General features: G+C 56.5%; 23 protein-coding genes and 1 other annotated feature. Of the genes, 19 read left to right on the top strand and 4 right to left on the bottom strand.

All coding sequences use genetic code 11. The annotated features are described in order from the left end of the window. Positions 1-50 precede the first annotated feature (50 nt). Entirely contained in the window at positions 51-293 is a 243-nt protein-coding gene (locus RB620_RS28145) for a ferredoxin (RefSeq protein WP_308100233.1), read from the top strand. Positions 294-461: 168 nt separating this feature from the next. Beyond that, positions 462-1,871 carry a L,D-transpeptidase gene (locus tag RB620_RS28150; RefSeq protein ID WP_308100234.1) on the top strand — a complete coding sequence of 470 codons (1,410 nt, stop codon included), beginning with the start codon at positions 462-464 and terminating at the stop codon, positions 1,869-1,871. Between the two features lie 7 nt (positions 1,872-1,878). On the opposite strand, the gene RB620_RS28155 is transcribed toward RB620_RS28150, so the two are convergent. Continuing rightward, positions 1,879-2,019 carry a hypothetical protein gene (locus tag RB620_RS28155; RefSeq protein WP_308100235.1) on the bottom strand — a complete coding sequence of 47 codons (141 nt, stop codon included), beginning with the start codon at positions 2,017-2,019 and terminating at the stop codon, positions 1,879-1,881. Between the two features lie 190 nt (positions 2,020-2,209). Here RB620_RS28155 and RB620_RS28160 point away from each other — a divergent pair, with 190 nt between their 5' ends. The 5 genes from RB620_RS28160 (at position 2,210) to RB620_RS28180 (ending at position 7,368) form a co-directional block, all read left to right on the top strand. Continuing rightward, entirely contained in the window at positions 2,210-3,307 is a 1,098-nt protein-coding gene (locus RB620_RS28160) for a quinone-dependent dihydroorotate dehydrogenase (protein WP_308100236.1), read from the top strand. A 17-nt stretch (positions 3,308-3,324) separates the two neighbouring features. Then, on the top strand, positions 3,325-4,128 hold the full coding sequence (yjbM, locus tag RB620_RS28165) for a GTP diphosphokinase (RefSeq protein WP_308100237.1): 804 nt from the start codon (positions 3,325-3,327) through the stop codon (positions 4,126-4,128). A gap of 85 nt (positions 4,129-4,213) precedes the next feature. Beyond that, positions 4,214-5,752, top strand: coding sequence for an RsmF rRNA methyltransferase first C-terminal domain-containing protein (locus RB620_RS28170; RefSeq protein WP_308100238.1), 1,539 nt, complete (start codon positions 4,214-4,216; stop codon positions 5,750-5,752). Then, a complete protein-coding gene (locus tag RB620_RS28175) occupies positions 5,753-6,535 on the top strand; it encodes a pseudouridine synthase (protein WP_308100240.1) in 783 nt (260 codons plus the stop codon). A gap of 32 nt (positions 6,536-6,567) precedes the next feature. Then, the gene (locus RB620_RS28180; protein WP_308100242.1) at positions 6,568-7,368 is read left to right on the top strand and encodes a Cof-type HAD-IIB family hydrolase; all 801 of its coding nucleotides are present in this window, start codon (positions 6,568-6,570) and stop codon (positions 7,366-7,368) included. Between the two features lie 62 nt (positions 7,369-7,430). Here RB620_RS28180 and RB620_RS28185 read toward each other — a convergent pair whose 3' ends face one another. Further along, positions 7,431-7,523, bottom strand: coding sequence for a YjcZ family sporulation protein (locus RB620_RS28185; RefSeq protein WP_308100243.1), 93 nt, complete (start codon positions 7,521-7,523; stop codon positions 7,431-7,433). Between the two features lie 194 nt (positions 7,524-7,717). Beyond that, entirely contained in the window at positions 7,718-9,424 is a 1,707-nt protein-coding gene (locus RB620_RS28190) for a DEAD/DEAH box helicase (RefSeq protein ID WP_308100244.1), read from the bottom strand. 126 nt (positions 9,425-9,550) lie between these two features. Between RB620_RS28190 and RB620_RS28195 the strand changes: the two genes are divergently transcribed. From RB620_RS28195 to leuS, 5 genes are all read left to right on the top strand, one after another. Next, positions 9,551-9,748, top strand: a complete 198-nt coding sequence (locus RB620_RS28195) for a YwbE family protein (RefSeq protein ID WP_308100245.1) — start codon at positions 9,551-9,553, stop codon at positions 9,746-9,748. Between the two features lie 22 nt (positions 9,749-9,770). Beyond that, the gene (locus RB620_RS28200; protein WP_308100246.1) at positions 9,771-10,100 is read left to right on the top strand and encodes a hypothetical protein; all 330 of its coding nucleotides are present in this window, start codon (positions 9,771-9,773) and stop codon (positions 10,098-10,100) included. Continuing rightward, complete coding sequence (locus RB620_RS28205) at positions 10,088-10,867, top strand: GNAT family N-acetyltransferase (RefSeq protein ID WP_308100247.1); 780 nt, start codon at positions 10,088-10,090, stop codon at positions 10,865-10,867. The genes RB620_RS28200 and RB620_RS28205 overlap by 13 nt, the downstream gene beginning before the upstream one ends. 154 nt (positions 10,868-11,021) lie before the next feature. Next, positions 11,022-11,462, top strand: a complete 441-nt coding sequence (locus RB620_RS28210; protein ID WP_308100248.1) for a hypothetical protein — start codon at positions 11,022-11,024, stop codon at positions 11,460-11,462. 46 nt (positions 11,463-11,508) lie between these two features. Beyond that, positions 11,509-11,736, top strand: a binding site (T-box leader). 59 nt (positions 11,737-11,795) lie between these two features. Next, complete coding sequence (leuS, locus tag RB620_RS28215) at positions 11,796-14,237, top strand: leucine--tRNA ligase (RefSeq protein ID WP_308100249.1); 2,442 nt, start codon at positions 11,796-11,798, stop codon at positions 14,235-14,237. Between the two features lie 42 nt (positions 14,238-14,279). On the opposite strand, the gene comER is transcribed toward leuS, so the two are convergent. Beyond that, complete coding sequence (gene comER, locus RB620_RS28220; RefSeq protein WP_308100250.1) at positions 14,280-15,119, bottom strand: late competence protein ComER; 840 nt, start codon at positions 15,117-15,119, stop codon at positions 14,280-14,282. Between the two features lie 153 nt (positions 15,120-15,272). On the opposite strand from comER, the gene RB620_RS28225 reads away from it, so the two are divergent. From RB620_RS28225 to holA, 7 genes are all read left to right on the top strand, one after another. After that, positions 15,273-15,794: a ComEA family DNA-binding protein gene (locus tag RB620_RS28225; protein WP_308100251.1), complete on the top strand. Its 522-nt coding sequence runs from the start codon at positions 15,273-15,275 to the stop codon at positions 15,792-15,794. A 57-nt stretch (positions 15,795-15,851) separates the two neighbouring features. After that, entirely contained in the window at positions 15,852-17,162 is a 1,311-nt protein-coding gene (locus RB620_RS28230) for a homocysteine synthase (protein ID WP_308100252.1), read from the top strand. 132 nt (positions 17,163-17,294) lie between these two features. Continuing rightward, a complete protein-coding gene (locus RB620_RS28235) occupies positions 17,295-17,825 on the top strand; it encodes a deoxycytidylate deaminase (protein WP_308100253.1) in 531 nt (176 codons plus the stop codon). A gap of 129 nt (positions 17,826-17,954) precedes the next feature. Next, entirely contained in the window at positions 17,955-20,585 is a 2,631-nt protein-coding gene (locus RB620_RS28240) for a DNA internalization-related competence protein ComEC/Rec2 (protein WP_308100254.1), read from the top strand. 161 nt (positions 20,586-20,746) lie between these two features. Then, a complete protein-coding gene (locus RB620_RS28245) occupies positions 20,747-21,295 on the top strand; it encodes an RNA polymerase sigma factor (RefSeq protein ID WP_308100255.1) in 549 nt (182 codons plus the stop codon). Positions 21,296-21,306: 11 nt separating this feature from the next. Further along, entirely contained in the window at positions 21,307-22,275 is a 969-nt protein-coding gene (locus RB620_RS28250) for an anti-sigma factor family protein (RefSeq protein WP_308100264.1), read from the top strand. Positions 22,276-22,951: 676 nt separating this feature from the next. After that, complete coding sequence (holA, locus tag RB620_RS28255; protein ID WP_308100256.1) at positions 22,952-23,986, top strand: DNA polymerase III subunit delta; 1,035 nt, start codon at positions 22,952-22,954, stop codon at positions 23,984-23,986. Positions 23,987-24,175: the final 189 nt, after the last annotated feature.

Below are 24,175 nucleotides of genomic sequence, written 5' to 3' on the forward strand. Positions count from 1 at the left end.
AGGAATAGGTAGGAACGGATTCATCCGTAGATTATAAGGAGGGAATAACCATGGCTAAGTTTACATGGGTTGAGAAAGACACTTGCATCGCTTGCGGTGCATGCGGAGCAACGGCTCCCGACATTTATGATTACGACGACGAAGGTTTGGCCGAGGTTATTTTCCAAGGCGACTCGAATAGAGGCGTAACCGAAATTCCGGAAGACATGTACGATGACCTGCAGGACGCTTGCGACGGCTGTCCGACAGACTCTATCAAAATCGCCGACGAGCCTTTTAACGCAGAAGGCTAATTCATACGAATATCGAAGAAGCTCCCTCTGCTTGCCGCCGCGGGAGCTTTTTTTTGTGGGAATCGGCCCATGATCGGGAATGCGTAATCCTATCCACTCTCCAATATCATGGCGTTCGTGCCGATATATTCGAATAGAAGCCAGTTGTTCGAAACGGAGGCGTGGATGATGGAAAACCCGAAACCGGATCATCCCCAGGATTTATTATATTTGAAGCAATTCGTCAAACAACATCCGGACAACAAGATGGGATGGTATTTGCTCGGCAAACATTATTTGCGCGCGGGCAAGGAGGGCAAGGCCAACTATTGTTTCATTCAAGCCGGCGACATATACGACGCCTTTGAGCAGGAGAGCCATCCGCTTGCCGTTTCAAGCGACCAGCTGGCCGAGCTGAAGGCGTGGGAGAAAAGGGTGAAGCGAAAGCGGCTGCTGCGGAATGTGACCGTCATTGCGGTACCTCTCATGCTCCTCGCGTTCCTCATGCCCTCCATCGAGAACGGGCGGCATGGCCGGTTGGACGACTCGGCGCCGATGCTTACAAGCGCGGAGCCAGGGCTTGGGGTCGTGCTTGTGCCCCGCAAGGAAACGGAGCCCGCCGGTTATGCGTTCGGAGAAGTAATGAATGCGGGCGGGGCCGCCCCGGCTAATGTAATCGCGGCACATTTGGAGGAGAAATCGGGCTGGAAGCAATGGAGCGGTAATGCGCGGCTGCTGCTTGAGCTTGATCGGAGCGGGGAGACGGGCCTTTATGAAGTTACGATGCTGGACAGGGTCGCCTGCAATTGCGAACCCTCGGACGCCAAGTTCGCCAAGGATCGATTCGAAGAATGGAAGAAGGAGCAGGAGCAGCATTGGACGCTCGCCAGCGCGATAACGCATTATAAGCGTATGTACGGCAAGTGGCCGAAGTCGCTGGATTCGCTTATCCGTCCATATCCGAACAATATATTGGCCGGCGAAAGCGACGGCATGGCGGCTTTGTTCCCTATGTTATTGTCCAAGTTAAAGCAGGCCGCGGCAGATAAAGGAGCCGCTAAACCGCAAGCGAGCGGGAGCAAGGGTTCGGCAGACGGGCAAGGCCAAGCGGCCGGATCGCCGTCGATCGGCACGAACGGTCTGTTCCAACCGGACTGGAGCAAGCCGCTGGAGATCGTCGTCGATGTCTCGAATCATACGCTTGCGGTCATCCATAACGGGTTGATCGTCCGCGGCTACAGAGTCGGGTTAGGCGGTGACAAAACGCCGGAGGGGAGCTTCTTCATCAGCGAGAAGGTACGCGATCCGAACGGAGGGGACGGCATCTTCGGAAGCAGGGGGATGACGCTCTCGAATACCCTGTATGCCATCCATGGCACGGACGACCCGGACAGCATTGGCAAGGATGAATCACTTGGCTGCATACGAATGGGGGAAGCGGATGTCCAGGAGCTGTTCGATCTGGTTCCGCTCGGTACTGCGGTGCAAATTAAAAACGGGACGCTTCCGCCAGATGCCGAGACGCCGACGGATAGATTCCGGCTTGCGCCAAGGCAGGACGAAACCAATCCCGCGAAGGTTTATAGATGGCTGACTTAAGCGATTCCTACGAGAAGATAATGATCAGCGCGGAGACGGCCACGATGACGACGCCTACGATGGAGCCGATCCACACGAGCGCCTTCTTGTTCACTTCTTCTTTCGGTTTGACCTTCATTGTTGACGGTTTGCGTTTGGCTGCGCCCATGGATAATCAACCTTTCTGATTTCGAATTGAAGAAAGCTTCATATGTTTGTATTGTAATCGTTTTCCACGCCTGCCGCAATACAAATGCATGGACGGAGCCTGCGGCGCGTTGCCGCGAGGCTCTTTTCTTTTTGACCCAAAACGGATAAACTGTCTGATAGAGCACATACTGCGGAACGGAGTGAACTTCTTGCTTTATTCATCATTGCTTAAACCTTTTCTATTCAAAATGGACCCGGAGAAAGCGCATCATCTGGTCATCGATGGGATGGCCGCTTGCGGCAAGGTGCCCGGTTTGGGTGGCCTCATGCATGCGATGTACGGCGTCTCGCCGGCACCCGAGCTTGGCACGGAGTTGCTCGGCATCAGGTTCCCGCATCCGGTGGGACTTGCGGCCGGCCTTGACAAAAACGGAGTTGCCGCCGACGGTTTCTCCAGCATCGGCTTCGGTTTCGCCGAGGTAGGAACCGTCACGCCGAAGGGACAGCCGGGCAACGTGCAGCCGCGGCTCTTCCGGCTGCCGCCGGACGAAGCGTTAATTAACCGGATGGGATTCAACAACGAGGGCGCGGACGCCATGGCCGCATCGCTGTCGCGCCGCAAGATCAGCCGGATTCCGATCGCAGTGAACATCGGGAAGAACAAGGATACGCCGAACGAGCTGGCCCACGAGGATTATCGGGCTTGCATCAAGAAGTTATACGAATATGGCGATTTCTTCGTCGTCAATATTAGCTCGCCCAATACGCAAGGCCTTCGTGATCTTCAGCACGGCGACGAGCTGAAGAAGCTGCTTGGCGCCGTCATGGAAGAGATGGGCGCGCAAGCGACCAAGCGCGGAGGGGCGGCGAAGCAGGTGCTGGTGAAAATCGCGCCGGATATGTCGGATGAGCAGCTCGAGCATACGGTCGCCACCATCATGGAAAGCCGCGTGTCGGGCATTATCGCGACTAACACCACGTTGTCGCGCGACGGCTTGACCCATAAGCATGCCGGCGAGACCGGCGGGCTCAGCGGCAAGCCGCTTACGCGCCGTTCTACGGACGTCATCGCGGCGGTATACCGCCAAACGGGCGGGAAGCTGCCTATAATTGGTTCGGGCGGCATCTTTACGGCGCAAGACGCATACGATAAGATTCGCGCGGGAGCATCGCTAGTCGAGATATATACGGCATTAATTTATAAAGGACCGGGATTGCTGCGCGAGCTGACGAGCGGACTTGTCGAATGCTTGCGCAAGGATGGCTACCGCAACATTGCCGAAGCAGTAGGCGCAGATCATCGTTAGAAACAGGAGGCGGCCGGATGGACGGTAGAGACTGGAGTCTTTTTCTACAGCCTTATGAACAAGCGGTTGAGGAGTTAAAGGTAAAGTTCAAGACGATGCGCATGGAGCTGAAGATCAGGGAGGCATACGCGCCGATCGAATTCGTGACGGGCAGGGTGAAGCGGATATCGAGCATTCTGGAGAAGGCACGGCGGCTCGGCGTAGCGTCGGATCAGCTGGAAGCCGGGATTGAGGATATCGCGGGCATCCGGATTATGTGCCAGTTCGTCGACGATATCCACCGCGTAGCGGCGCTCATTCGGAACCGCAAGGATCTGGAGCTGGTGTATGAGAAGGATTACATTACCAATTACAAGGATAGCGGATACCGAAGCTTCCATATCATCGTCCGATATCCCGTGCAGACGGCTTTGGGCTACAAAAATGTATTGGCGGAGATTCAAATTCGCACGCTGGCAATGAATTTCTGGGCGACGATCGAACATTCGCTTAACTATAAATTCAAAGAAAGTCTGCCTACGGACGTGCGGAACCGGCTGAAGAAAGCGGCGGAGGCCGCATTCCAGCTCGACACCGAGATGACCAGCATCCGCAAGGAAATTCTGGACGCGCAGACGGAATTCGAAGAGCAATCGAACTCGGTATCCCGCGTGCTGAGCGGCATTCAGGATCTCTACTTCTACCATCGCGTAAGAGAAGCGGCACAGTTCCAGATCAAATTCAACGAGCTGTTCGAGCAGCAGGATTATCCCGCACTTCATGCTCTGTCGATCGACATCGGAGCAGCGATCACGAAAGCCAAAAAAAGCAACCAGCCATAGGCGTCCCATACGAAACGAAGAACCTCCAGCACCGCCGGCTAGGCGGCGATGGAGGTTGTTCTGTCATTAGCAGGAGGAAGCGGCCATGAAAGTCGATTTGCCGGCACGATTTGTAGACAAGATGAAGGAACTATTAGGAGATGAATTCGAGCCGTTCATGGCTTCCTATGAAGCGCCGAGAGTATTCGGCCTGCGGGTGAATCCGCTTAAGATGACGTTAACGGAATGGAAGAGCCTGTCGTTCCTGGACGCTAGTAGCCGCGCCATTCCTTGGACGGCCGATGGATTCTATTATTCGGAGGAGGATCGCCCGGGCAAACATCCCTACTACCATGCGGGACTCTATTATATCCAGGAGCCGAGCGCGATGCTGCCGGCGGAGCTGTTGGACGCGAGACCGGGGCATCGCGTGCTCGATCTTTGCGCGGCCCCCGGCGGCAAGACGACGCAGCTGGCCGGGAAGTTATCGGGGCAAGGGGTGCTCGTGACGAACGATAACGCAGCCGAACGGACGAAGGCGCTGGCCAAAAACGTGGAGCTGGCGGGCGTCAGAAACGCCGTCATCCTTAACGAAGAACCAGCTTCAATCGCGGAGGTCTTCCCGGAATGGTTCGACCGGATTCTCGTGGATGCACCGTGTTCGGGAGAAGGGATGTTCCGCAAGGACGATTCGATGATCGGAGATTGGGAGAAACATTCCGTCCTGAAGTGCAGCGCGATGCAACGCGATATTTTGAGGCATTCGGCTTCGATGCTTGCACCAGGCGGTCTGCTTCTCTATTCGACATGCACGTTCTCACCGGAAGAAAATGAATCGCAAATCGCCTCTTTTCTGGCGGAAAATCCCCAGTTCGCCGTGGAGCCGATCGTACCGGCGTACGGTCTAGAAGCCGGGCGCCCGGAATGGATCGATGAAGAGACCGCGAGAAGGGCAGGCGCGGAAATTGTGAAGAGCCTCGAAGGGACCGTTCGGGCTTGGCCGCATCGAATCGAAGGCGAAGGACATTTCGTTGCGCTTCTGCGCAAAGAAGCGAGGGAGAAAAAAACGGCTGACGATCAAGCCATGAGTGTAGGAGAGGAACCTTCGCCGAATCGGAAGGAACCTCGAACGCGTAGAAAAGGCGTAAAGCCCGGCAGCGCCAGAACGGCGGCTTCGGCTTCGGCCGGATCTCCGAAGGAGCTTTGGGAAGCCTTCTGCAAAGAACATCTGAACCTAAGCGGGGAAGAAACGATTAACGGCGCATTGGTCCAATACGGCGAGCGCGTTTATCTTCAGCCCCATGGCGTTCCGGCGCTTGACGGCTTGCGTGTCGTCCGCGCGGGATGGTACATCGGGGAAGCGAAGCGGAATCGGTTCGTGCCTTCGCAGGCTCTGGCTATGGGACTGCGGGCGAAGGAGGCTGCCAGATCGCTTGATTTGGAGCCGGAATCAGAGGATGCGATCCGGTATTTGCGCGGCGAAACGTTATTTGTCGCGAAAGAACGGATCGTCTTGCGGAGCGGCGATTACGGGAAGGCGAAAGGCTATATCTTGGTTTGCATCAGCGGACGCCCGATCGGTTGGGGCAAATACGAGAGCGGCATGCTGAAGAACGAGCTGTCGCCTGGATGGAGGCGGTCATAGATGGCTGAGAAGCTGCGAATCGATAAGCTCCTCGCCCACATGGGACGCGGAACGAGAAGCGAAATCAAAAAAGCGGTCAAACAAGGCAAAGTCACCGTGGACGGCAAGGTCGTGAAGGATAGTGGCTTGATCGTTGATCCGGCCAATCAAGAGGTGGCATACGAAGGAGAGCGGGTGTCATACCGCAGCGTCATTTACCTGATGCTGAATAAGCCGGCGGGCGTCGTGTCGGCGACGGAGGATAACCGGGATCGGACGGTCGTGGATCTTCTTAACCCGGAGGATCGTCTGCTCGCGCCATTCCCCGTCGGAAGGCTGGACAAGGATACGGTCGGGCTGCTGCTCATGACGAATGACGGCGCGCTGGCGCATGAGCTTCTCTCTCCTCGCAAACATGTGGACAAGACGTACGAAGCGCTGGTGCTTGGCAAGGTAGGCGACTCGGATGTGCAAGCTTTCGCGGCTGGCGTGACGCTGGACGACGGTTACGTGACGATGCCGGCTGAACTTGTGGTGATTGAAGTCCTTGAAGGAGGCGGAGATAGCGACAGCTTGGCGGCGGGAGCGGTCACCTCGCTGATCCGGCTTACGATCCGTGAAGGAAAATTCCACCAGGTGAAACGAATGTTTCAGGCGGTAGGCAAAAAAGTCGTGACGCTTAAGCGAATTTCCATGGGACCGCTCCGGCTCGACGAAACCTTGGAGGAAGGCGCATATCGGGAACTGACGATCGAAGAAGTGGATGGGCTGAAAGCTCACCGCGGCGCGGATCGGGAAAAATAAATAGATTAGGTATGGAAAGGATGGTGGGAGGAATGAAACTGAATTACGATTTAATTGCGCTAGACGTAGATGGGACTTTGCTCACAGACGATCATTTGCTGCCGGTCGAGGTGAAGGAAGCGGTGAGAGAATGCGCCCGGATGGGAGCGGAGATCGTGTTATGCACGGGCAGAGGGCCGATCGGCGCGTTCCCGGTGCTTGAGGAGCTGGGATTAAACGGAACGCTTATCACGCATAACGGCGCGGCAACCGTCGAATTCGAGGATCGTTCGATCCTATTTCAATTCGACATCGCAAAGGATCTGGTTGAGCCGTACATGACCTATTGCCGCGCTAGAGGCATCCACTTCGATCTGAATACCGCCTACGAAATGATGGTCGAAAGCGTGACGGAATCCGCTGCCGAAATGTATGGGCTTCACAAAGCGACGCCGGAGCTGCGGGTCTTCGATCAAGGTCTTCCCGACGGACTCGTCAAGCTCTCCGTATTCGGGACGAAGGAAGAGATCGACGCGGTGCAGGCGGATTGGGAAAACGAGCCGCTTGACCTTCAGCTTATCCGAAGCGGAGACTTGTTCATCGATATCCAGCATCCCGAAGCCAGCAAAGGCGGAGCGCTTCGCAGACTGGCGGAGCAACGGGCGGTCCCGCGGGAGAGGATCCTTGCCATCGGCAATTATTTTAACGATATTTCGATGCTTGAATTCGCGGGTCTCGGCATTGCCATGGGCAATTCGCCTGAAGGCGTGAAGGAGAAGGCCGATCTCGTGATCGGCACCAATAACGAAGGAAGCGTAGCGGAGGCGCTGCGCGCATATGCCTGCAACGGGTAACGACAGAGAAACCGCCGGAGCGATCGCTCCGGCGGTTTCTGCGATATAGGTGCAAGGTTTGCTTAGTACCAGAAAGTCTTCGTTATGACGACCAGAAGTATAAACAGAACCAGGATTACACCTGCCGATGAGTAGCCTCCATGCACACCAGACATGCTATTGCCTCCTAAAAAAGGGATTACCGATGCGGAAGCGGGTTAAAGGTAGGGTTTGAACAACCTCTTAAAGGTAGGGTTCTCCAACATTCGGCATACAGTATTGTATGAAAGGCTACCCAATCGGATTGGACATCCGTCCATGAGCGGACGGAAATGGGCAACGACGGTTTAGCAGGCGAGCCGCGGAACGGTTATCTGCCGCGTCCGCGAGGGCTGCCGGACCGGCCGCCCGAGCTTCCCGGGCGGCTCTGGCCGCGATTGCCGCCGCGTCCGGCAGCTCCGGAAGTCCTCCCTTGCGCACCGCGTCCGCCCGCGGAATCGGATCTGCCTTGTCCGCCTTGACCGCCGCTATTCGAACCGCGTCTTCCGCGGTCTGCTCCGTCCTTGCCGCGGGAGTCCGCGTGATTGCGGGCGCGATCCGATCCGTTGCCGCCGCGGGCGGAAGGACGTTTCTTGCCTCCGTCGCCAGCCGATTCCCAAGGATTCGAGCCCGATTCGGCCGCCGTGCCGGCCGCTGCCACGTTGCCGCGTTTGCTGCCGCGATCCTCGCCGGGTCCACGCCCGCCGCGTCCGGACACCGCGCCGCGTTCGGAGCTGCGTCCTTGTCCGCCGCGTCCGCGTCCCGCAGTGCCGCGGTTCTCGCCACGCCCGCGCCCGCCACGTCCTGCGGCCGAGCCGCCCTCGGCGCCGCGTCCGCGTCGAGCGGAGGAGCCCCGTTCGCCGGCATCGGACCGTTCGCGGCCGCCCGACTGACGATTGCGGGCGACTTCGGTGACCGTGCCTTCGCGATCGATGGAGCGGCGTTCCAGGCGCGCCTGGATGCCTTTCTCGATCAGCACGAGCTTCGAACCGTCGTAAGGCGTGGCCAGCGTGATCGCAACGCCCTTATGACCAGCTCGGCCCGTACGGCCAATCCGGTGAATATAGATTTCCGCGTCCTGCGGAACATCGTAGTTGTACACGTGCGTAACGCCTTCCACATCGAGGCCGCGCGCGGCAACATCCGTTGCGACCAGCATCTGCAGCTTTGCGTCGCGGAACCGCTTCATCACTTGCTCGCGTTTCGCCTGCGTCAGATCGCCGTGCAATTCATCGCTCTCGAACCCATGATCGAGCAGCGCTTCGTTCAGCTTCTTGGCGCGAACCTTCGTGCGGCAGAAGATAACGGCGAGATAAGGCTGATGCTGCTCCAAGAGATGGATAAGCGCCTGCTGCTTGCCGCGGTCTGTCGTATCCACGACCAGCTGCTTAATGTTGTCGAGCGTTACGTTCGCGCTTCGGATTTGGATATCTTCCGGCGAGTTCATATATTCGCTCGCCAGCCTGCGAATCGCATCAGGCATCGTAGCGGAGAACAACATCGTTTGGCGCGTACGAGGCGTTTGGGTAATGATGCTTTCGACTTCGGGCAGGAAGCCCATATGCAGCATCTGGTCGGCTTCGTCCAGCACGAGCATCGACAGCTTGCCGAGATTGATCGTGCCGCGCGTCATATGGTCGATCAATCGGCCCGGCGTCGCGACCACGATATGCGGAGCGCGCTGCAGCTTGCGGATCTGGGCATCGACGTCCTGCCCGCCGTATGCGGCAAGCACGCTCGCTCCGACGACCGGCGCCAGCTTCTTGATCTCGGCCGTGATCTGGATCGCCAGCTCGCGGGTCGGAGTCAGGATAAGCGCTTGGACTTGCTCCTTATTTACGTTCACGCGCTGCAGCATCGGCAGCGCGAACGCAAGCGTCTTGCCCGTTCCCGTCTGCGCTTGCGCGATAACGTCATGGTCTTTGAGGAGGAGCGGTATCGCCTGGCGCTGCACCGGCGTCGGGGAGGCGATCCCGTTTTCTTTTAATAGAGCCGTAAGCTCCGGCGTAATGCCAAGAGCGCTGAATGACATGGACATGTTCCAAAATTCCTCATTTCATCGTATCGTATGAAGCCTAGTATACCAGTTCGGGCGGTCAAGTGCATCTTACTTATGCATATGATATGCTTATTGCCAACATCCAAGAAAGAAGGAATGAGCAAGATGAACGGAACGATCCGGGCGTCCATTAAACCTGGGCTCGAAGTCCATATCGTATTGAAACAGGATCAGCGGACGGGCAAGCTGACGCGGGGCATCGTCAAAGATCTATTGACGAACTCTCCTCAGCATCCCCATGGCATCAAGGTTCGATTGACGGACGGCCAGGTCGGCAGGGTCAAAGAAATTTTAACTACTTAAACGGCGCGGGAGGCGGGAACGGTTGGCATTCGGAATTACGAGAAACGAGATGAACGAATGGAAGGCTGCCGTCACGCGCGGCGAAATCGCCTTCCTAACCCATTACTGGCTGGATCCGAGGTACCCCGGGATGCGGACCGTAACCAAAGTCGGCTGCTCGGACCTCGCCAAGCTGTCAAGGTGGTGCGAGGAGAACGGGCTGCATCCCCGCTACATACATGCGAGGGCCGAGTTTCCTCATTTTGATTTGATCGGCGCGAAGCAAGTCGAGATTTTGAAAAAAGAGAAGCTTGTTCACCATTTGGAACGTTTCCGGCTCCAGGGAGAGGAGAAGTTCGATTGGAAACCTTGACGATTACGAACAAACGATTGGAAGAAATCAGCTTGAACGGCTGGCCGGCGCTGCAGACCGTACTGTACGACGGGTGGCTGCTCCGTTTTGCGGATGGTTATACGAAACGATCCAATTCCGTCAGCGCGATTTACGGTAGCGAGCAAACTGAGCTTGAGCTGGACGAGAAAATACGGACCTGCGAGCGGCTGTACGCGCAGAAGGGTATTCGGACCGTATTCAAAATAACCCCGTTCGTACAGCCTGCTCGTCTCGACGAGCAGCTGGAGCGGTTGGGCTACGCGAAAGTCGACCATACCTTGGTGAAGACGGCAGCGTTGTCCGATGTAGCGGGGCATACGTACGAAGATATTTCCATAGCGGAGGAGCTAACCGACGAGTGGCTGGACGCCATTGCCGGGCTGCAGAAGCTAACGCAGGAGCAACGGGAGTCGACGCGCAAAATGATGGCTGGACAACCTCTTCGGAAAGGATTCGCTATCGTGTCCGAGGGCGGCAGGCCGGTAGCCTGCGGCATCGTCATCGTGGAAGACGGCTGGGCGGGGCTCTATGATATCGTCACCGCTCCGGAAGCGCGCGGGCGCGGCTACGGAGAGCAGCTAACGCGCGGCTTGTTCCATTTTGCGAAGGGGCTGGGGGCGCGGATGGGCTATTTGCTCGTCGTGCGCGACAACGAACCGGCGAATCGGTTATACGACAAGCTCGGCTTCGAACCGGTCTATGATTATTGGTACAGAGTCTCCGCTAATTCCGCTATTCGTACTTAAAATCAATTCGATGCACGGAGCATGCAATTGAGCAATTTGTCGTCCTACGCCCACAAATGTTGTCGATCCTTCGAACGATATGAATGGATTCCGGCGCGCTCATAGGAGGCGCCATGGATCCGGCATCCTAGGGCGAAAGGCGCGGATACGCACGATGTTGCATAACAAACCGTTGGTTTGGACGATCGGATTGCTATCGGTCGTTGCCGGCTATATGTATAGGAACGGCAAGCTGGCAACGCTTGGACTGCCGGTCATGGACCTGGAGCTTGGCATCGATCGGCATATGGCCGTCGTATGGGGCAATTGCTCGATGCTGTTCGGGCTTGCGCTCACAGTATTCTTGCTGTTGCGATTCAGGATGAAGGCTCCGATTCGGGAAAGCCATCTGCAATTGTTATTGTCGCTCGTCTTTATCATTCAGCTTCCTCCGTTCGGCTTATGGTTCATGCCGATGCTCTTGAACGAGCCATCCGCGGTGCCTGGCGCCGTTTTTCATGCTTCCTTGCTGCTGCTCATATCGATCGCGTTCGTGACGCAAGGCAGAACGCCGGCGTTTGTGGCGATGGACATGACGGAAATCGATAGAACTTGACACTGTTATATTGAAGCTTATATAATTTGGAGTAATTGATTTTCCATAATTAGCGTTGAAGAGGAACAGTACTTGCGAATTCAAGGATTAGAGAGCCGGCGGTTGGTGAAAGCCGGACCTTGCACGCAAGGAAGCTCGCCTTGGAGCTGCGCGCATTCGCGAGATCGAATAAGCGCCGTATCGTCCGCGTTAAGGACGTCAAGTGAGCGAACGGCATAGCATGCCTGCCGCTAACTAGGGTGGTACCACGGGAGAATAACCTCTCGTCCCTAGCGTTAATCCGCTGGGGGCGGGAGGTTTTATGTTTTTCTGAGACGATTAGGAGGATGTAACATGAGTCAAGAGCAGCAACGCCACGGCTATAATCCGCTTGAGATCGAGCCGAAGTGGCAGCAATTCTGGGATGCGAACAAAACGTTCCAGACGAAAGAAGAGACGAGCAAACCGAAATTTTACGCGCTGGATATGTTCCCGTATCCTTCGGGCGCGGGTCTGCACGTCGGCCATCCGGAAGGCTACACGGCTACGGATATCGTATCCCGCTATAAGCGGATGAAAGGATACAACGTTCTCCACCCGATGGGCTGGGACGCGTTCGGCTTGCCGGCGGAGCAGCATGCCCTCGATACGGGCCAGCATCCTAGGGACATTACGTTCAAAAATATCGACAACTTCCGTCGGCAGATCAAATCGCTTGGTTTCTCTTACGATTGGGACCGCGAATTCAGCACGACGGATCCGGATTATTACAAATGGACGCAGTGGATCTTCATCCAGCTGTATAACCGCGGGCTTGCCTATGTAGCCGAAGTTCCTGTCAACTGGTGTCCGGCGCTCGGGACGGTGCTCGCGAACGAAGAAGTAATCGACGGCAAGAGCGAGCGCGGCGGACATCCGGTCATTCGCAAGCCGATGCGTCAGTGGATTCTGCGAATTACGGAGTACGCTGAGCGTTTGCTTGAGGATCTGGAGGAGCTGGATTGGTCGGAGAGCATTAAGGATATGCAGCGCAACTGGATCGGCAAGTCGACCGGCGCGGAAGTGACGTTCGACATCGAAGGGCATGACGCGGCGCTCGTCGTCTTCACGACGCGTCCCGACACGCTGTTCGGCGCGACATATTGCGTGCTGGCTCCCGAGCACGAGCTGGTTGCCGCGATTACGACGGCGGACCAGAAAGAAGCGGTAGAAGCTTATCAAGAAGCCGCGGCGCGGAAGAGCGACTTGGAGCGGACGGATCTTGCGAAAGAAAAGTCGGGCGTATTCACGGGCGCGTTCGCGATTCATCCGGTCAGCGGAGAGAAAACACCGATCTGGATTGCGGACTACGTGCTTGCGGGCTACGGCACGGGAGCGATTATGGCCGTTCCCGGCCACGATACGCGCGACTGGGAATTCGCGAAGCAATTCGACCTTCCGATCGTCGAGGTCGTATCCGGCGGCGACGTGGAGAAGGAAGCTTACGCGGGCGACGGTCCGCATGTGAACTCCGGCTTCCTGAACGGCTTGTCCAACGAGGAAGCGATCGGAGCGATGATCAGCCATTTGACCGAGACGGGCAAAGGCAAAGGAAAGGTAACGTACCGCTTGCGCGACTGGCTGTTCAGCCGCCAGCGCTATTGGGGCGAGCCGATCCCGATCCTGCATCTCGAGGACGGCACGATGAAGACGGTCCCCGTGGACCAGCTGCCGCTGCTCCTTCCCGACGTAGACGCGATCAAACCTTCGGGCACGGGCGAGTCCCCGCTAGCGAACGTGACGGATTGGGTGAACACGGTTGATCCGGAGACGGGCATGAAGGCCCGCCGCGAAACGAACACGATGCCGCAATGGGCAGGCAGCTGCTGGTACTACTTGCGGTTCATCGATCCGAAAAACGACAACGAAATTTGTTCGCCGGAGAAACAGAAGGAATGGCTGCCCGTCGATCTGTACATCGGCGGTGCCGAGCATGCGGTGCTCCATTTGCTGTACGCGCGATTCTGGCACAAGGTGCTGTACGATATCGGGGTTGTCCACACGAAAGAGCCGTTCCATAAGCTGGTTAACCAAGGCATGATCCTCGGCACCAACAACGAGAAAATGTCCAAATCCCGCGGCAACGTCATCAACCCGGACGATATCGTCGGCGAGTTCGGAGCGGATACGCTGCGCATGTACGAGATGTTCATGGGGCCGCTCGAAGCGACGAAACCGTGGAACACGAACGGCGTGGAAGGCACGTACCGCTTCCTGTCCCGCGTATGGCGTCTGTTCGTGAACGAAGACGGCACGTTAAGCGCCAAGCTGACGGACGGCGGCGATACGAGCGACGCGTTCAAACGGACCTGGCATCGTTCGATCAAGAAAGTGACGGACGATTACGAGAATCTCCGTTTCAACACGGTCATCAGCCAGCTGATGATTTTCGTGAACGAAGCCTACAAGACGGAGTCGTTGCCGATCGAAGCGATGGCGCAATTCCTTCAGATGTTGTCTCCGATCGCGCCGCATATCGCGGAAGAGCTGTGGGAGCGCATCGGCCGCTCGGATTCGATCACGTACGCTGCATGGCCGGAGCACGAAGAAGCTTGGACGGTCGATCAAGAGGTAGAGATCGTCGTTCAAGTGAACGGCAAAATCGCCGACCGCGTATCGATCGCAGCGGATATGAACGAAGCCGATATGGAGACGCTGGCCAAAGAGCTGGAGAAGGTGCAAGAGCTGATTGCGGGCAAGACGGTAAGGAAGGTCATCGCCGTCAAAGGCAAGCTTGTTAATATCGTAGCGAACTAATCGCAAACCCGAAGAGGTGAGCGGGCTTTAGCTGAAGAACAGCTATTGTCCGTTCACCTCTTCGCCGTAGAACAAGGTTGTCACCTTGCCCAAGTCTTCTTGATACTTGTCGTGTGTCGTGCGGATGACCTGGTTGAAGATGCCGTCCGTCTCCCGCTGCAGCAGCTTTAGCGCTTTGGCCGTTATGCCGCCGGGAACGGCGACGCGCTGCTGGATATCCTCCATGGACAGCTGCCCTTCGGTCAACAGCAGGCCGGTGCCGAGCAGCATGTTGGCCGCGACCTTCTGCGCATCGGCTCGCGGGATGCCCGTCTCCTCGACGGCCGCGTCGACGAATTGCTGCAGCAGGAAGGCGATGAACGCGGGGCCGCAGCTGGATAAGTCCGATACGATGCGCGTATATTGTTCTTCGATTCGAAGCGGCTCGCTAATATGGGCGAAGAGGGATTCGAGTTTTTTCTTATCCCTGTCATCCATACGGCTTCCGTAGATACATAAGGATGCGCCGCTCCATACGAGATTCGTAATGCTGGGAATGACTTTGGCGATCTTGCAGCCAAGCTCGCCCTCCAGATGCGAGAGAAGCACCGGGCTCGTAATCGAGACGACGGTCTGGTTCGGCCGTATGACGGATTTAATGTCCTGTACGACATGAATGAATTCATGCGGCTTGACGCACAGGAACACGTAATCGGCTCCGCAAGCCGCGTCGGCGTTCGAATATTCGGCTCTCATGCCTGGATACCGGTCGGCTAGCGCTTGCGCCTTCGCGTGAGTCCGGTTGCTTACGGCGATCTCTGTCGGTCCCAAAGCACCCGATGCGATGAATGATTCGATCAGCAAGCTGCCCATGGAGCCCGTGCCGATAAATCCAACGTTCATGCTAAGCCCTCCTATACCGGCGATTCCGAATGTCGTGCTCTTATATCGTATTCAGGCAGACTTGTTTGTTATGTCACGATTTACCATGAAGAGCAGAAACAAATGTAGAAAATATCCGAAAGAAATTTTCCGGGTGAAGGGAGAGGTATCGTATTGAGGCGAATTATGCGGAATGGAAAATCGCTCGTCGCCGCGGCATGCCTGCTCGGTGCCAGCTTGCTGGCGACGGCTGCGCTGCTCGGCAAATCGTCGCAGGAAGAGCATCGCTGGATTCCGATGAACGAATCGCTGGAGGCGGTGCTCGCATTGCCGGAAGGAGAGTGGCAAAGCAGGACGGATAACGGTTCGGTGGCCGGTGCGGAGACGGTCAATAAGCCGGCGGAGGATGGCGCGGGAGAAAGTAGCGATTCCGAAGCCGGCACGGTTGACGGAGATAAGGCCGCAGCGGGCGGAGAGAGCGGATCTGCGGACGCCGACGGCCTTATCGATATTAACCGGGCAAGCGCGCTGCAGTTGGACGGGCTGAAGGGGATCGGACCCGCGAAGGCTCAGGCGATCGTCGACGACCGGGAGGAGAACGGCCCCTTCGCGAGCGTCGAGGAATTGCTCCGAGTCAAGGGCATCGGCGAGAAGCTTCTAGCTTCTATCAAAGAAAGCGTTGTCGCATTACCGTAATTGTGAGAGAATGGAAATGAAATCCTGCTTTCAACTCGTTCTAAGGAGGAGTAAGGAATGTCAAAGGAAAACAAGTTTTCGCTTGACACGTTAGCCGTACACGGGGGACAAGCCATCGACCCGACAACGATGTCCCGCGCGGTACCGATTTACCAAACGACATCATACGGTTTCCGCGATACCGACCATGCCGCGAATCTATTCTCGCTGCAGGAATTCGGCAACATCTATACGCGAATCATGAACCCGACAACGGACGTATTCGAGAAACGGGTGGCCGAGCTGGAAGGAGCTCCCGCAGCGCTTGCGGTCGCATCCGGACAAGCAGCCATCACGTATTCCATTCTTAATATCGCGGGAGCGGGCGACGAGATCGTCTCCGCCACCAGCTTGTACGGCGGTACGTACAACCTGTTCTCGACGACGCTGCCCAAGCTCGGCGTGAACGTCAAGTTCGTGGATCCTTCGGATCCCGAGAATTTCAGGGCGGCCATTACGGATCGGACCAAAGCCGTATACGCCGAGACGATCGGCAATCCGAGAGGGGACATTATCGACCTGGAAGCGGTGGCCGCGATCGCTCACGAGCACGGCATTCCGTTTATCGTCGACAATACGTTCCCTAGCCCTTATCTGTGCAGGCCGATCGAGCACGGCGCCGATATCGTCGTTCATTCCGCGACGAAGTTCATCGGCGGTCACGGGACCTCGATCGGAGGCGTCATCGTCGACGGCGGTACGTTCGACTGGAAGGGAAGCGGCAGGTTCCCCGGCTTGACGGAACCGGATCCAAGCTACCACGGCGTTGTGTATACGGAAGCGGTCGGGCCGATCGCTTATATTATCAAAGCGCGCGTGCAGCTTCTTCGAGACATGGGGGCCGCATTATCTCCATTTAATTCGTTCCTGCTGCTTCAAGGACTGGAAACGCTGCATTTGCGGATGGAGCGCCACAGCGCGAACGCGCTGGCGGTAGCCCAATTCCTGGAAACGCATGAAGCAATCGAATGGGTAAACTATCCGGGCTTGTCCAGCCATCCTTCGTACGACTTGGCGCAGAAGTATTTGCCGAACGGCCAAGGGGCGATTCTGACCTTCGGAATCAAGGGGGGAACGGAAGCGGGCAAACGAATTATCAATGCCGTCACGCTGTTCTCGCATCTGGCGAATGTCGGCGATTCCAAGTCGCTGATTATCCATCCTGCCAGCACGACGCATCAGCAGCTGTCGCAGGAGGAGCAGGCTGAGGCCGGCGTGGCGCCGGGCATGATCCGCTTGTCGATCGGCACGGAAGGCATCGCCGATATTATAGCCGATCTGAAGCAAGCGATCGAAGCAAGCCAAGCAGTACCAGCGAGCCAGGCCTAACGGGAGAATCCTCAAGTCGATATTAGGCATAAGTGAGCCTATAATTCTATGAATCTAGCATTCGATCATGGTATGATGCTAGGAAGACAGTGTTAAGAGGATGGAGCAGCTAGAGAAAAGGAGTCGACCGTCATGAATACATCCGCGCATGAGGCCATCCGCAAGGATTGGGACACCTATTTTATGGATATCGCGTATATGGTTTCGACCCGTTCCCGTTGCCCGAGAAGGCATGTGGGCGCGGTGCTAGTGCAGGGGAAGAAGCTGCTCGGGACGGCCTACAACGGCGCACCTATGGGAGTGCACGATTGCCTGGAAGCGGGTTGCATGATCGCCGAGGAGATCGAAGTGAAGCTGATTGACGGTGCCGAGCAGGTGATCAGGAAGCAGCGCTGCATCCGCACGATCCACGCCGAGCAGAATCTATTGCTGTTCACGGACCGGGCGAACCGGGAAGGCTCGACGGTTTACGTGACGGATCAGCCATGCTGGACTTGCGCCAACATGCTGGCGAACAGCGGCGTCGCCGAAGTGGTCTACCATCGCGGTTATCCGAAGGACAGCGATAAAGTGTACGAATTGATGCGGCAGAAGGGAATCCGCTTCCGTCAAGTCGATCCGTACGCCGCGCCGGAGCAGGCGCAGATGGAAGTGACGTCGTAGCTTGGGCAGTATGATCCTAACCTTAAGGATTCATTTATGAACTGATAGTGGAGGAGGAACCTCCAGTCGCGTTCCGTATGGATGCGGCTGGAGGTTCTTTTTTTTGTTGAGCGGGGGAGGCGGTTCGATATGTTGCGAATGATGAATAAGAGGCCGCTCGTCTGGTTCGCGGCCTGCTGGGTGTGCGGCAGTGCCGCCGCTGCCGGGCTCGGGCCGCGCGGCGCGTTGCTCGCGGCCGTAGCGGCTGCCTTGCTGGCGGTTGCCGCGACCGCAAGCAGGCTGGCGACGGGAAGGCTTGCCGCGCTGTGCCTGCTTGCGTTCTGCCTGGCGGCGGGACAGCGTCTCTGGGCAGACGAGCGCAACGCGACGGAGCTAGGACCGCTGCTTGCCGCCGCCGAGGCGGCCGGGCCGAAAGCCGCGTTTGCCGCGGAGGTTTCCGGCACGATCGCGAGCGCGGTCGAGGTCGACGGGGATCGCGTAACGTTCCGCATGAAGGTGGATGCCGTCCTTGCGGAAGGAGTGGTTCCGCCGCTGGGTGCCGGCGAGCTGCTGCTCGTGCAGCTGCGGCTGGCGTCGCAGCCGGAGCAGGCGGTCGCCGCGGCTTGGCAGCGCGGCGACCGGGTCCGCGCCGCGGGCGAGCTGGCGCGCCCCGCGGCAGCCTCCAATCGCGGCGGCTTCGACTACCGCCGCTACCTTCGCAGCCAGAGCATTCACTGGCTGCTCAAGGTCAAAGGCGCCGCCGCCGTAACGACCGAGCCGGCGGCGGGATGGAACGCGGCCGCGCTGCTGGGCCGCGTCGACGAGGCGCGCGCGAGTCTGGGCGCGCGCCTCGGCGGACTATACCCGTCCCATCAGTCCGGGTATATGCAAGGACTTATTCTGGGTCTGCGCGAAGGGCTCGACCCAGAGCAATTCGAGCAGTTCGCGAAGCTCGGCCTTACGCATATTCTTGCCATATCCGGCTTGCATGTGGCCGTCTTCATGGTGATGCTTGGAAGCCTCCTGAGACTGTGCAGAATGAGCCGTGAGCGCATTTATACGACGCTCATCTGGTCCATCCCTTTTTATGTGCTGCTGACGGGGGCATCTCCTTCCGTGCTGAGGGCCGGCATCATGGCCATTCTCGGGTTGATCGCGGCCAGGCTCGGCAAGCTGAAGGATGGCCTGCACTTGCTTGCGGCGGCCGCGGTCGCGATGCTCGCGTACGATCCGTATTATTTGGACGCGGTCAGCTTCCAGCTTTCATTCGCCGTGACATTCGGGCTCATCTGCGGCGTGCCTCCGCTTCGGCGGCTCCTGCCTAGACGCAAGGGACTCGGCTGGCTTTACGATCTCGTCGCGGTGACGGTCGCGGCCCAGCTTGTTTCTTTTCCGCTGACGATCTATTATTTCAACCAGTTCCATTTGTTGTCGCTGCTTGCCAACTTTGTTCTAGTCCCTTTCATTAGTTTTATCGTGATGCCGCTCGGGACCGCAGCTCTGCTCCTGTCGACCGTTTGGTACCAAGGGGCGGAATGGCTGGCTGACGTAACGGCTTATTCGAACGATTGGACCTATAAGGCCGTCGAACGATTGGCGTCGGCCGGTGAATTGCGTCTCGTATGGGCGACTCCGCCGCTCTGGTGGGTAGCCGGCTACTTGATCCTTTTATTTTTGTTTTTTCGGCGACTGAATCTAGCGCTACCTCATCCGGCGGCTTGCGAGCGATCCAAGCCCGCCGCTGCGATCGCGGACGAACCTACCGCGCCGCTAGATTCTTTCCCCAACGATCCGCTAATTCCGGGGCTTGCCCCGACTTTCATAAACAAGAGTTTGGCGACCGGCCGCGGAAGTCTGATTATGTGCGCGGCAGCGCTTGCGGTCCTCGTCTTGTATGCGTACTTCCCCGATCGATTCGACCGTACCGCTGCCGTAAGTTTCCTCGATGTCGGGCAAGGCGATTCTGCCTTAATCCGCACGCCGTCTGGCAAACATATTTTGATCGACGGAGGCGGTACGTTCACTTATCGCAAGCCGGGCGAAGAATGGCGCGAGCGGCGGGATCCGTTCGAGGTCGGGCGGAAGGTCGTCGTTCCGCTTCTCATGAAACGCGGCGTGCGTCAAATCGATGTGCTCGTCGTCTCCCATCTGGATGGCGATCATATCCGAGGGCTGAAGGCGGTTGTCGAATCGATTCCGGTGAAGGCCGTATGGTGGAATGGGACGCTCAAACGTTCGGAGGATGCCGAGGCGTTAATCGAGCTTCTATTAAAAGCCGATATTCCTTTATACGCCTTTCATGCGGGGGACACGGCGGCTATCGACGATTTTACGAAGATCGATGTATTATGGCCGGCGAAACCTGCGGGCAAGGGTATCGTATTCGAAGAGGAACAGAACGAAGCCAGTCTCGTTTTGATCATGGAAATCTACGGGAGGCGGTTCCTGTTCACGGGAGATATAGGGGCAAGGACGGAAGCGGCTATTTTGGCCGAAATCGAACGAAGGGACGCGGACGCAGGTTATCTAAGCAGCGATCCTGCCGACATCATGAAGATCGCCCACCACGGCAGCAAGTATTCGACGAGCCAGGAATGGCTGGATTACTGGTCGCCGCGTGGAACGGTCATTTCGGTCGGCGGGTCTAATACGTACGGACATCCGCATCCCGATGTCGTAGGCCGCCTCGAGCGGTCGGGCGCATCGATATGGCGAACGGACACGGGCGGGGAAGCGGCGTTCCTCGTCACGAAGAAAATGCTTTATTATTCCGCAAAGTGAACCCTATACGGATCGGTATGAACATGATATTCTTTAATGTGGGGTTTTCCCATTTATCTACTATTCCTGACGCTTCAACAAAAATAATAAATCAAACGTAAAATATGCAACTTTTATCGCAACCGTTCCGTCAGTAAGGTTGCAAGAGAGGAGGATCCTTCGTGGTGGAGCCGGGCCTGATCAAAGCCGCTCAATCGGGAGATCGCGATGCTTTAATTACTCTATTGCGAGAGATTGAAACCCATGTTTATCGGACAGCCTATTATATATTAAACAATGAACAGGACGCGATGGACGCTTCGCAGGAGGCGCTGATCCGGATTTATACGAAGATCGGTTCCTACGAGGAGAAAGCGCAGTTCAAGACATGGATTCAACGTATTGTTACGAATATTTGCATCGATAAATTCAGGAGAAACAAGCCTACCGTCTCCATCGACGAGCATGAGCTTGTATTTAGAGAGAAGCAGAACGTCGAAGAGGAAGTGTTGTCCGCTTACGCCCTCCAGGATATTCGAAGCGCGATTGAGCAGTTGCCGGAGAATCACCGGACGGTCGTCGTGCTGCGTTACCTTCAGGATTTTTCGTACAACGAAATCGCCGAATCGCTCGATTTGCCTCTCAACACGGTAAAATCCTATCTGTTCAGAGCCAGGCAGCAACTGCAAACATTACTTCACGATTATCAGAAAGGTGGTGTCCGGGGGTGAATTGTCAAGAGGTGACGGAGCTTATGCAACGACAGCTAGACGACGATCTGCGCGAAAGCGAGATGGAAGTCTTAATGAATCATACCAGACATTGTCCGGACTGCGCTGCCATGTTCGAACGATTGACGCGATTATCGGCCGAGCTGACGAGCCTGCCTAAAGTGACGCCAAGCTATAGTCTGGTTGACGCAATTATGCCGGAGCTGATCCGGATCGATCTTGAAGCTAAGGAAGCTGCGTCGTCAGCTGTTCCTTCGATCGGCGGTACGACGGTTCTGCCGAAGAGACGTACGCAGCGCACGCGCCGCTGGCCGTCTTGGAAGTCGATAAGCGGCGTCGTGGCGGCAGGTATTGTAGCCGGCATTTTCCTGATCACGTACCCGCCTCAGTCCGGCAAGAGCGATAACGACGCGGCGAATAGCCTCGGCTACTCGGCCGAAATGAAATTGCCGGAAACAGCCGCGGACGACTCGCAGCTGAGCCAAATGAGCTCCATGGCCGACCCAGGTGGAGACGCAAGTGGCGCCGCGGCGAATGAATCGCCCGTCGAGATCGAGACCGGCGCCAAGGATATCGCCGATGCAATGAAGAATGACGACGGCGATACGGGTACGGATATCAGAACCAAAGGAGCAACCGAAGAAGCCGGGATCGCCGAACGGAACGAAGTCATCGATCAGAGTGGCGGCAGCACGAACGGCTTAGCCGGCAAGGCCCCGGAAATGGGGATTACCTCTCAATCGATGATTCCTTCTCCGGATGGCCAATACGTGGCTAATGTCGACCAATATACCGTCCAAATCCTTTCGGCGGCCGATGGCTCCCTGCTCATGGAGACGGACAGGAAGAACGGCACGCACGGCAAACTGTCTTGGTCGGAAGACAGTACCGAGCTGAGGTATGAAGTTAGCTTGGAACATGGCGCCGCGGAGCAATACGTAATCGACGTCGCGGCCAAGAAGGAACGGAAAGCAGACTAGCAGACTGCTTCGAAATGACCGAACCAATGATGATCTAACGGAAATGGGCGCTCTTATAATGCGATAATGAGCGTATATGGATATCTAACGGAACATAAAGCTCTTATTTTAGTGAAAATGGCGTTTTTCAGACTGAAAAACAGAAATAAGGCCACATACTTCCGTTAGATGTTCAAATCGAACCAAATAAGCCGTATAGCGGCAGCTGCTTCCGTTAGCATTCTAGATCAACCGGATTGGTAAGCGTTTCCAAGCTTGTTCTGCTAGTTGGATTAATTTTGGCGGATTCCGCACATTTGCCTCCGCTCTGAGTATGATAAAGCATGAGATTCGTCTACGACGTGGGTGTGAACGTCGTAAGACCATTCACGAACGGCGGTGCCATGGAACCGCCTGTGAATGTTAATATAAAGACAGAGGAATGCGCCTCGCAGGCAGCATTCCTCTGTTGTTATTTACAAAGGAAAATCATTGAAATGCTGCAGGGTAAGGCGCATTTCGCAGTTGATTTTTGCAATAAAAATCACTGAAATGCTGCCGGGCAAGGGGCATTTCGCAGTTGATTTTTGTTATAAAAAATCACTGAAATGCCCCCGGTGAAGGCGCATTCCTATGTTGCTTCCGGCGCCCGGTGCTGGTAATGTAGTAGGAAGCGATGGTCGCAGGGGGAATGGCAATGGATATTCGCGAGGCGTTCAAGGAAATCAAAGGCGGAAAGTTCCGCCCGGTATACGTGTTGTACGGCAAAGACCGCTATCGGATGGGTCAATTCATAGATGCGTTAACGAACATCCTGTTTACGCAGGAAGAGCGGGAGATGGGCGTCGTCAAGTTCGATACGGCGGAATCGTCTGTCGACGAGGCGGTCTTGGAAGCGGAGACGCCGCCTTTCTTCGTGGAAAGGAAGCTTGTGCTGGTGCGCGATGCGACATTGATGGCCGCGGGCGGCAAGGACAATGCCAAAGTCGAACATCGGCCGGAGACGTTGATCCGCTATTTGGACAACCCGTTCCCGACATCGGTCATCGTATTCGCCGTCCATGCGGATAAGCTGGACGAGCGTCGTAAGCTGGTCAAGACGCTGAAAGATCGTAATTCGGTCGTTGCTTTCCCGGAGATGGACACGGCGGAGCTGAAGCAATGGCTAGTCAAACGCGCTGCGGAACAGAAGCGAACGCTAACGCCGGATGCGGCAGATCTATTGATTGCCAGGGTCGGCGTAGGAACGGGACAGCTGTCGCAGGAAGTGGATAAGCTTTGTCTTCATGCCGGAGAAGGCGGCATCATCGACGCCGAACAGGCTGCACTGCTTACGGCCGCTACAGTGGAAGAGGATGTGTTCGCGCTGGTGGACGCCATCGCGGAGCTGCGGATCGACCGGGCGCTCGGCATGTACCATCAGCTGCTCGTTAGGCGCGAGGAGCCGATCAAGATCGCGGCGCTTATTGCCAGGCAGCTTCGGATTATGCTGCAGATCAAGGAGCTCGAGCAGCATCATTATTCTCCGCAACAGATGGCGGGCCAGCTGGGCCTTCATCCGTATGCAGTCAAGCTGGCCGCGGAGAAAGGGAAAAAGTTTACGCCCGCCAGATTGGGGAAGCTGCTCGCGGCATTGGCTGAACTTGATTACGGCATGAAGCGCGGCTTGATCGACAAGGCGCTCGGTCTTGAGTTGTATTTGTTATCGCTGGGAGTCGGCAAGGGAGCTTAATCCTTGCGGCTCATTTTTTGCAGCGTAATATGGCAGGCCAAGCTAGTCAAAATTTAATTGTTGCAAAAAGTCAGGCTGTTGAGAAATTCAAAAACTTCAATAAATCACCGCGTTAATATGGTATAATGAGGGTAGAAACCATTCCATAGAAAGCGCGGTGTTTTTATGCTTCGCACGAATGATCCTAAT

The sequence above is a fragment of the Paenibacillus sp. LHD-117 genome (assembly GCF_030929555.1).
In the GTDB taxonomy this organism is placed as follows: domain Bacteria; phylum Bacillota; class Bacilli; order Paenibacillales; family Paenibacillaceae; genus Pristimantibacillus.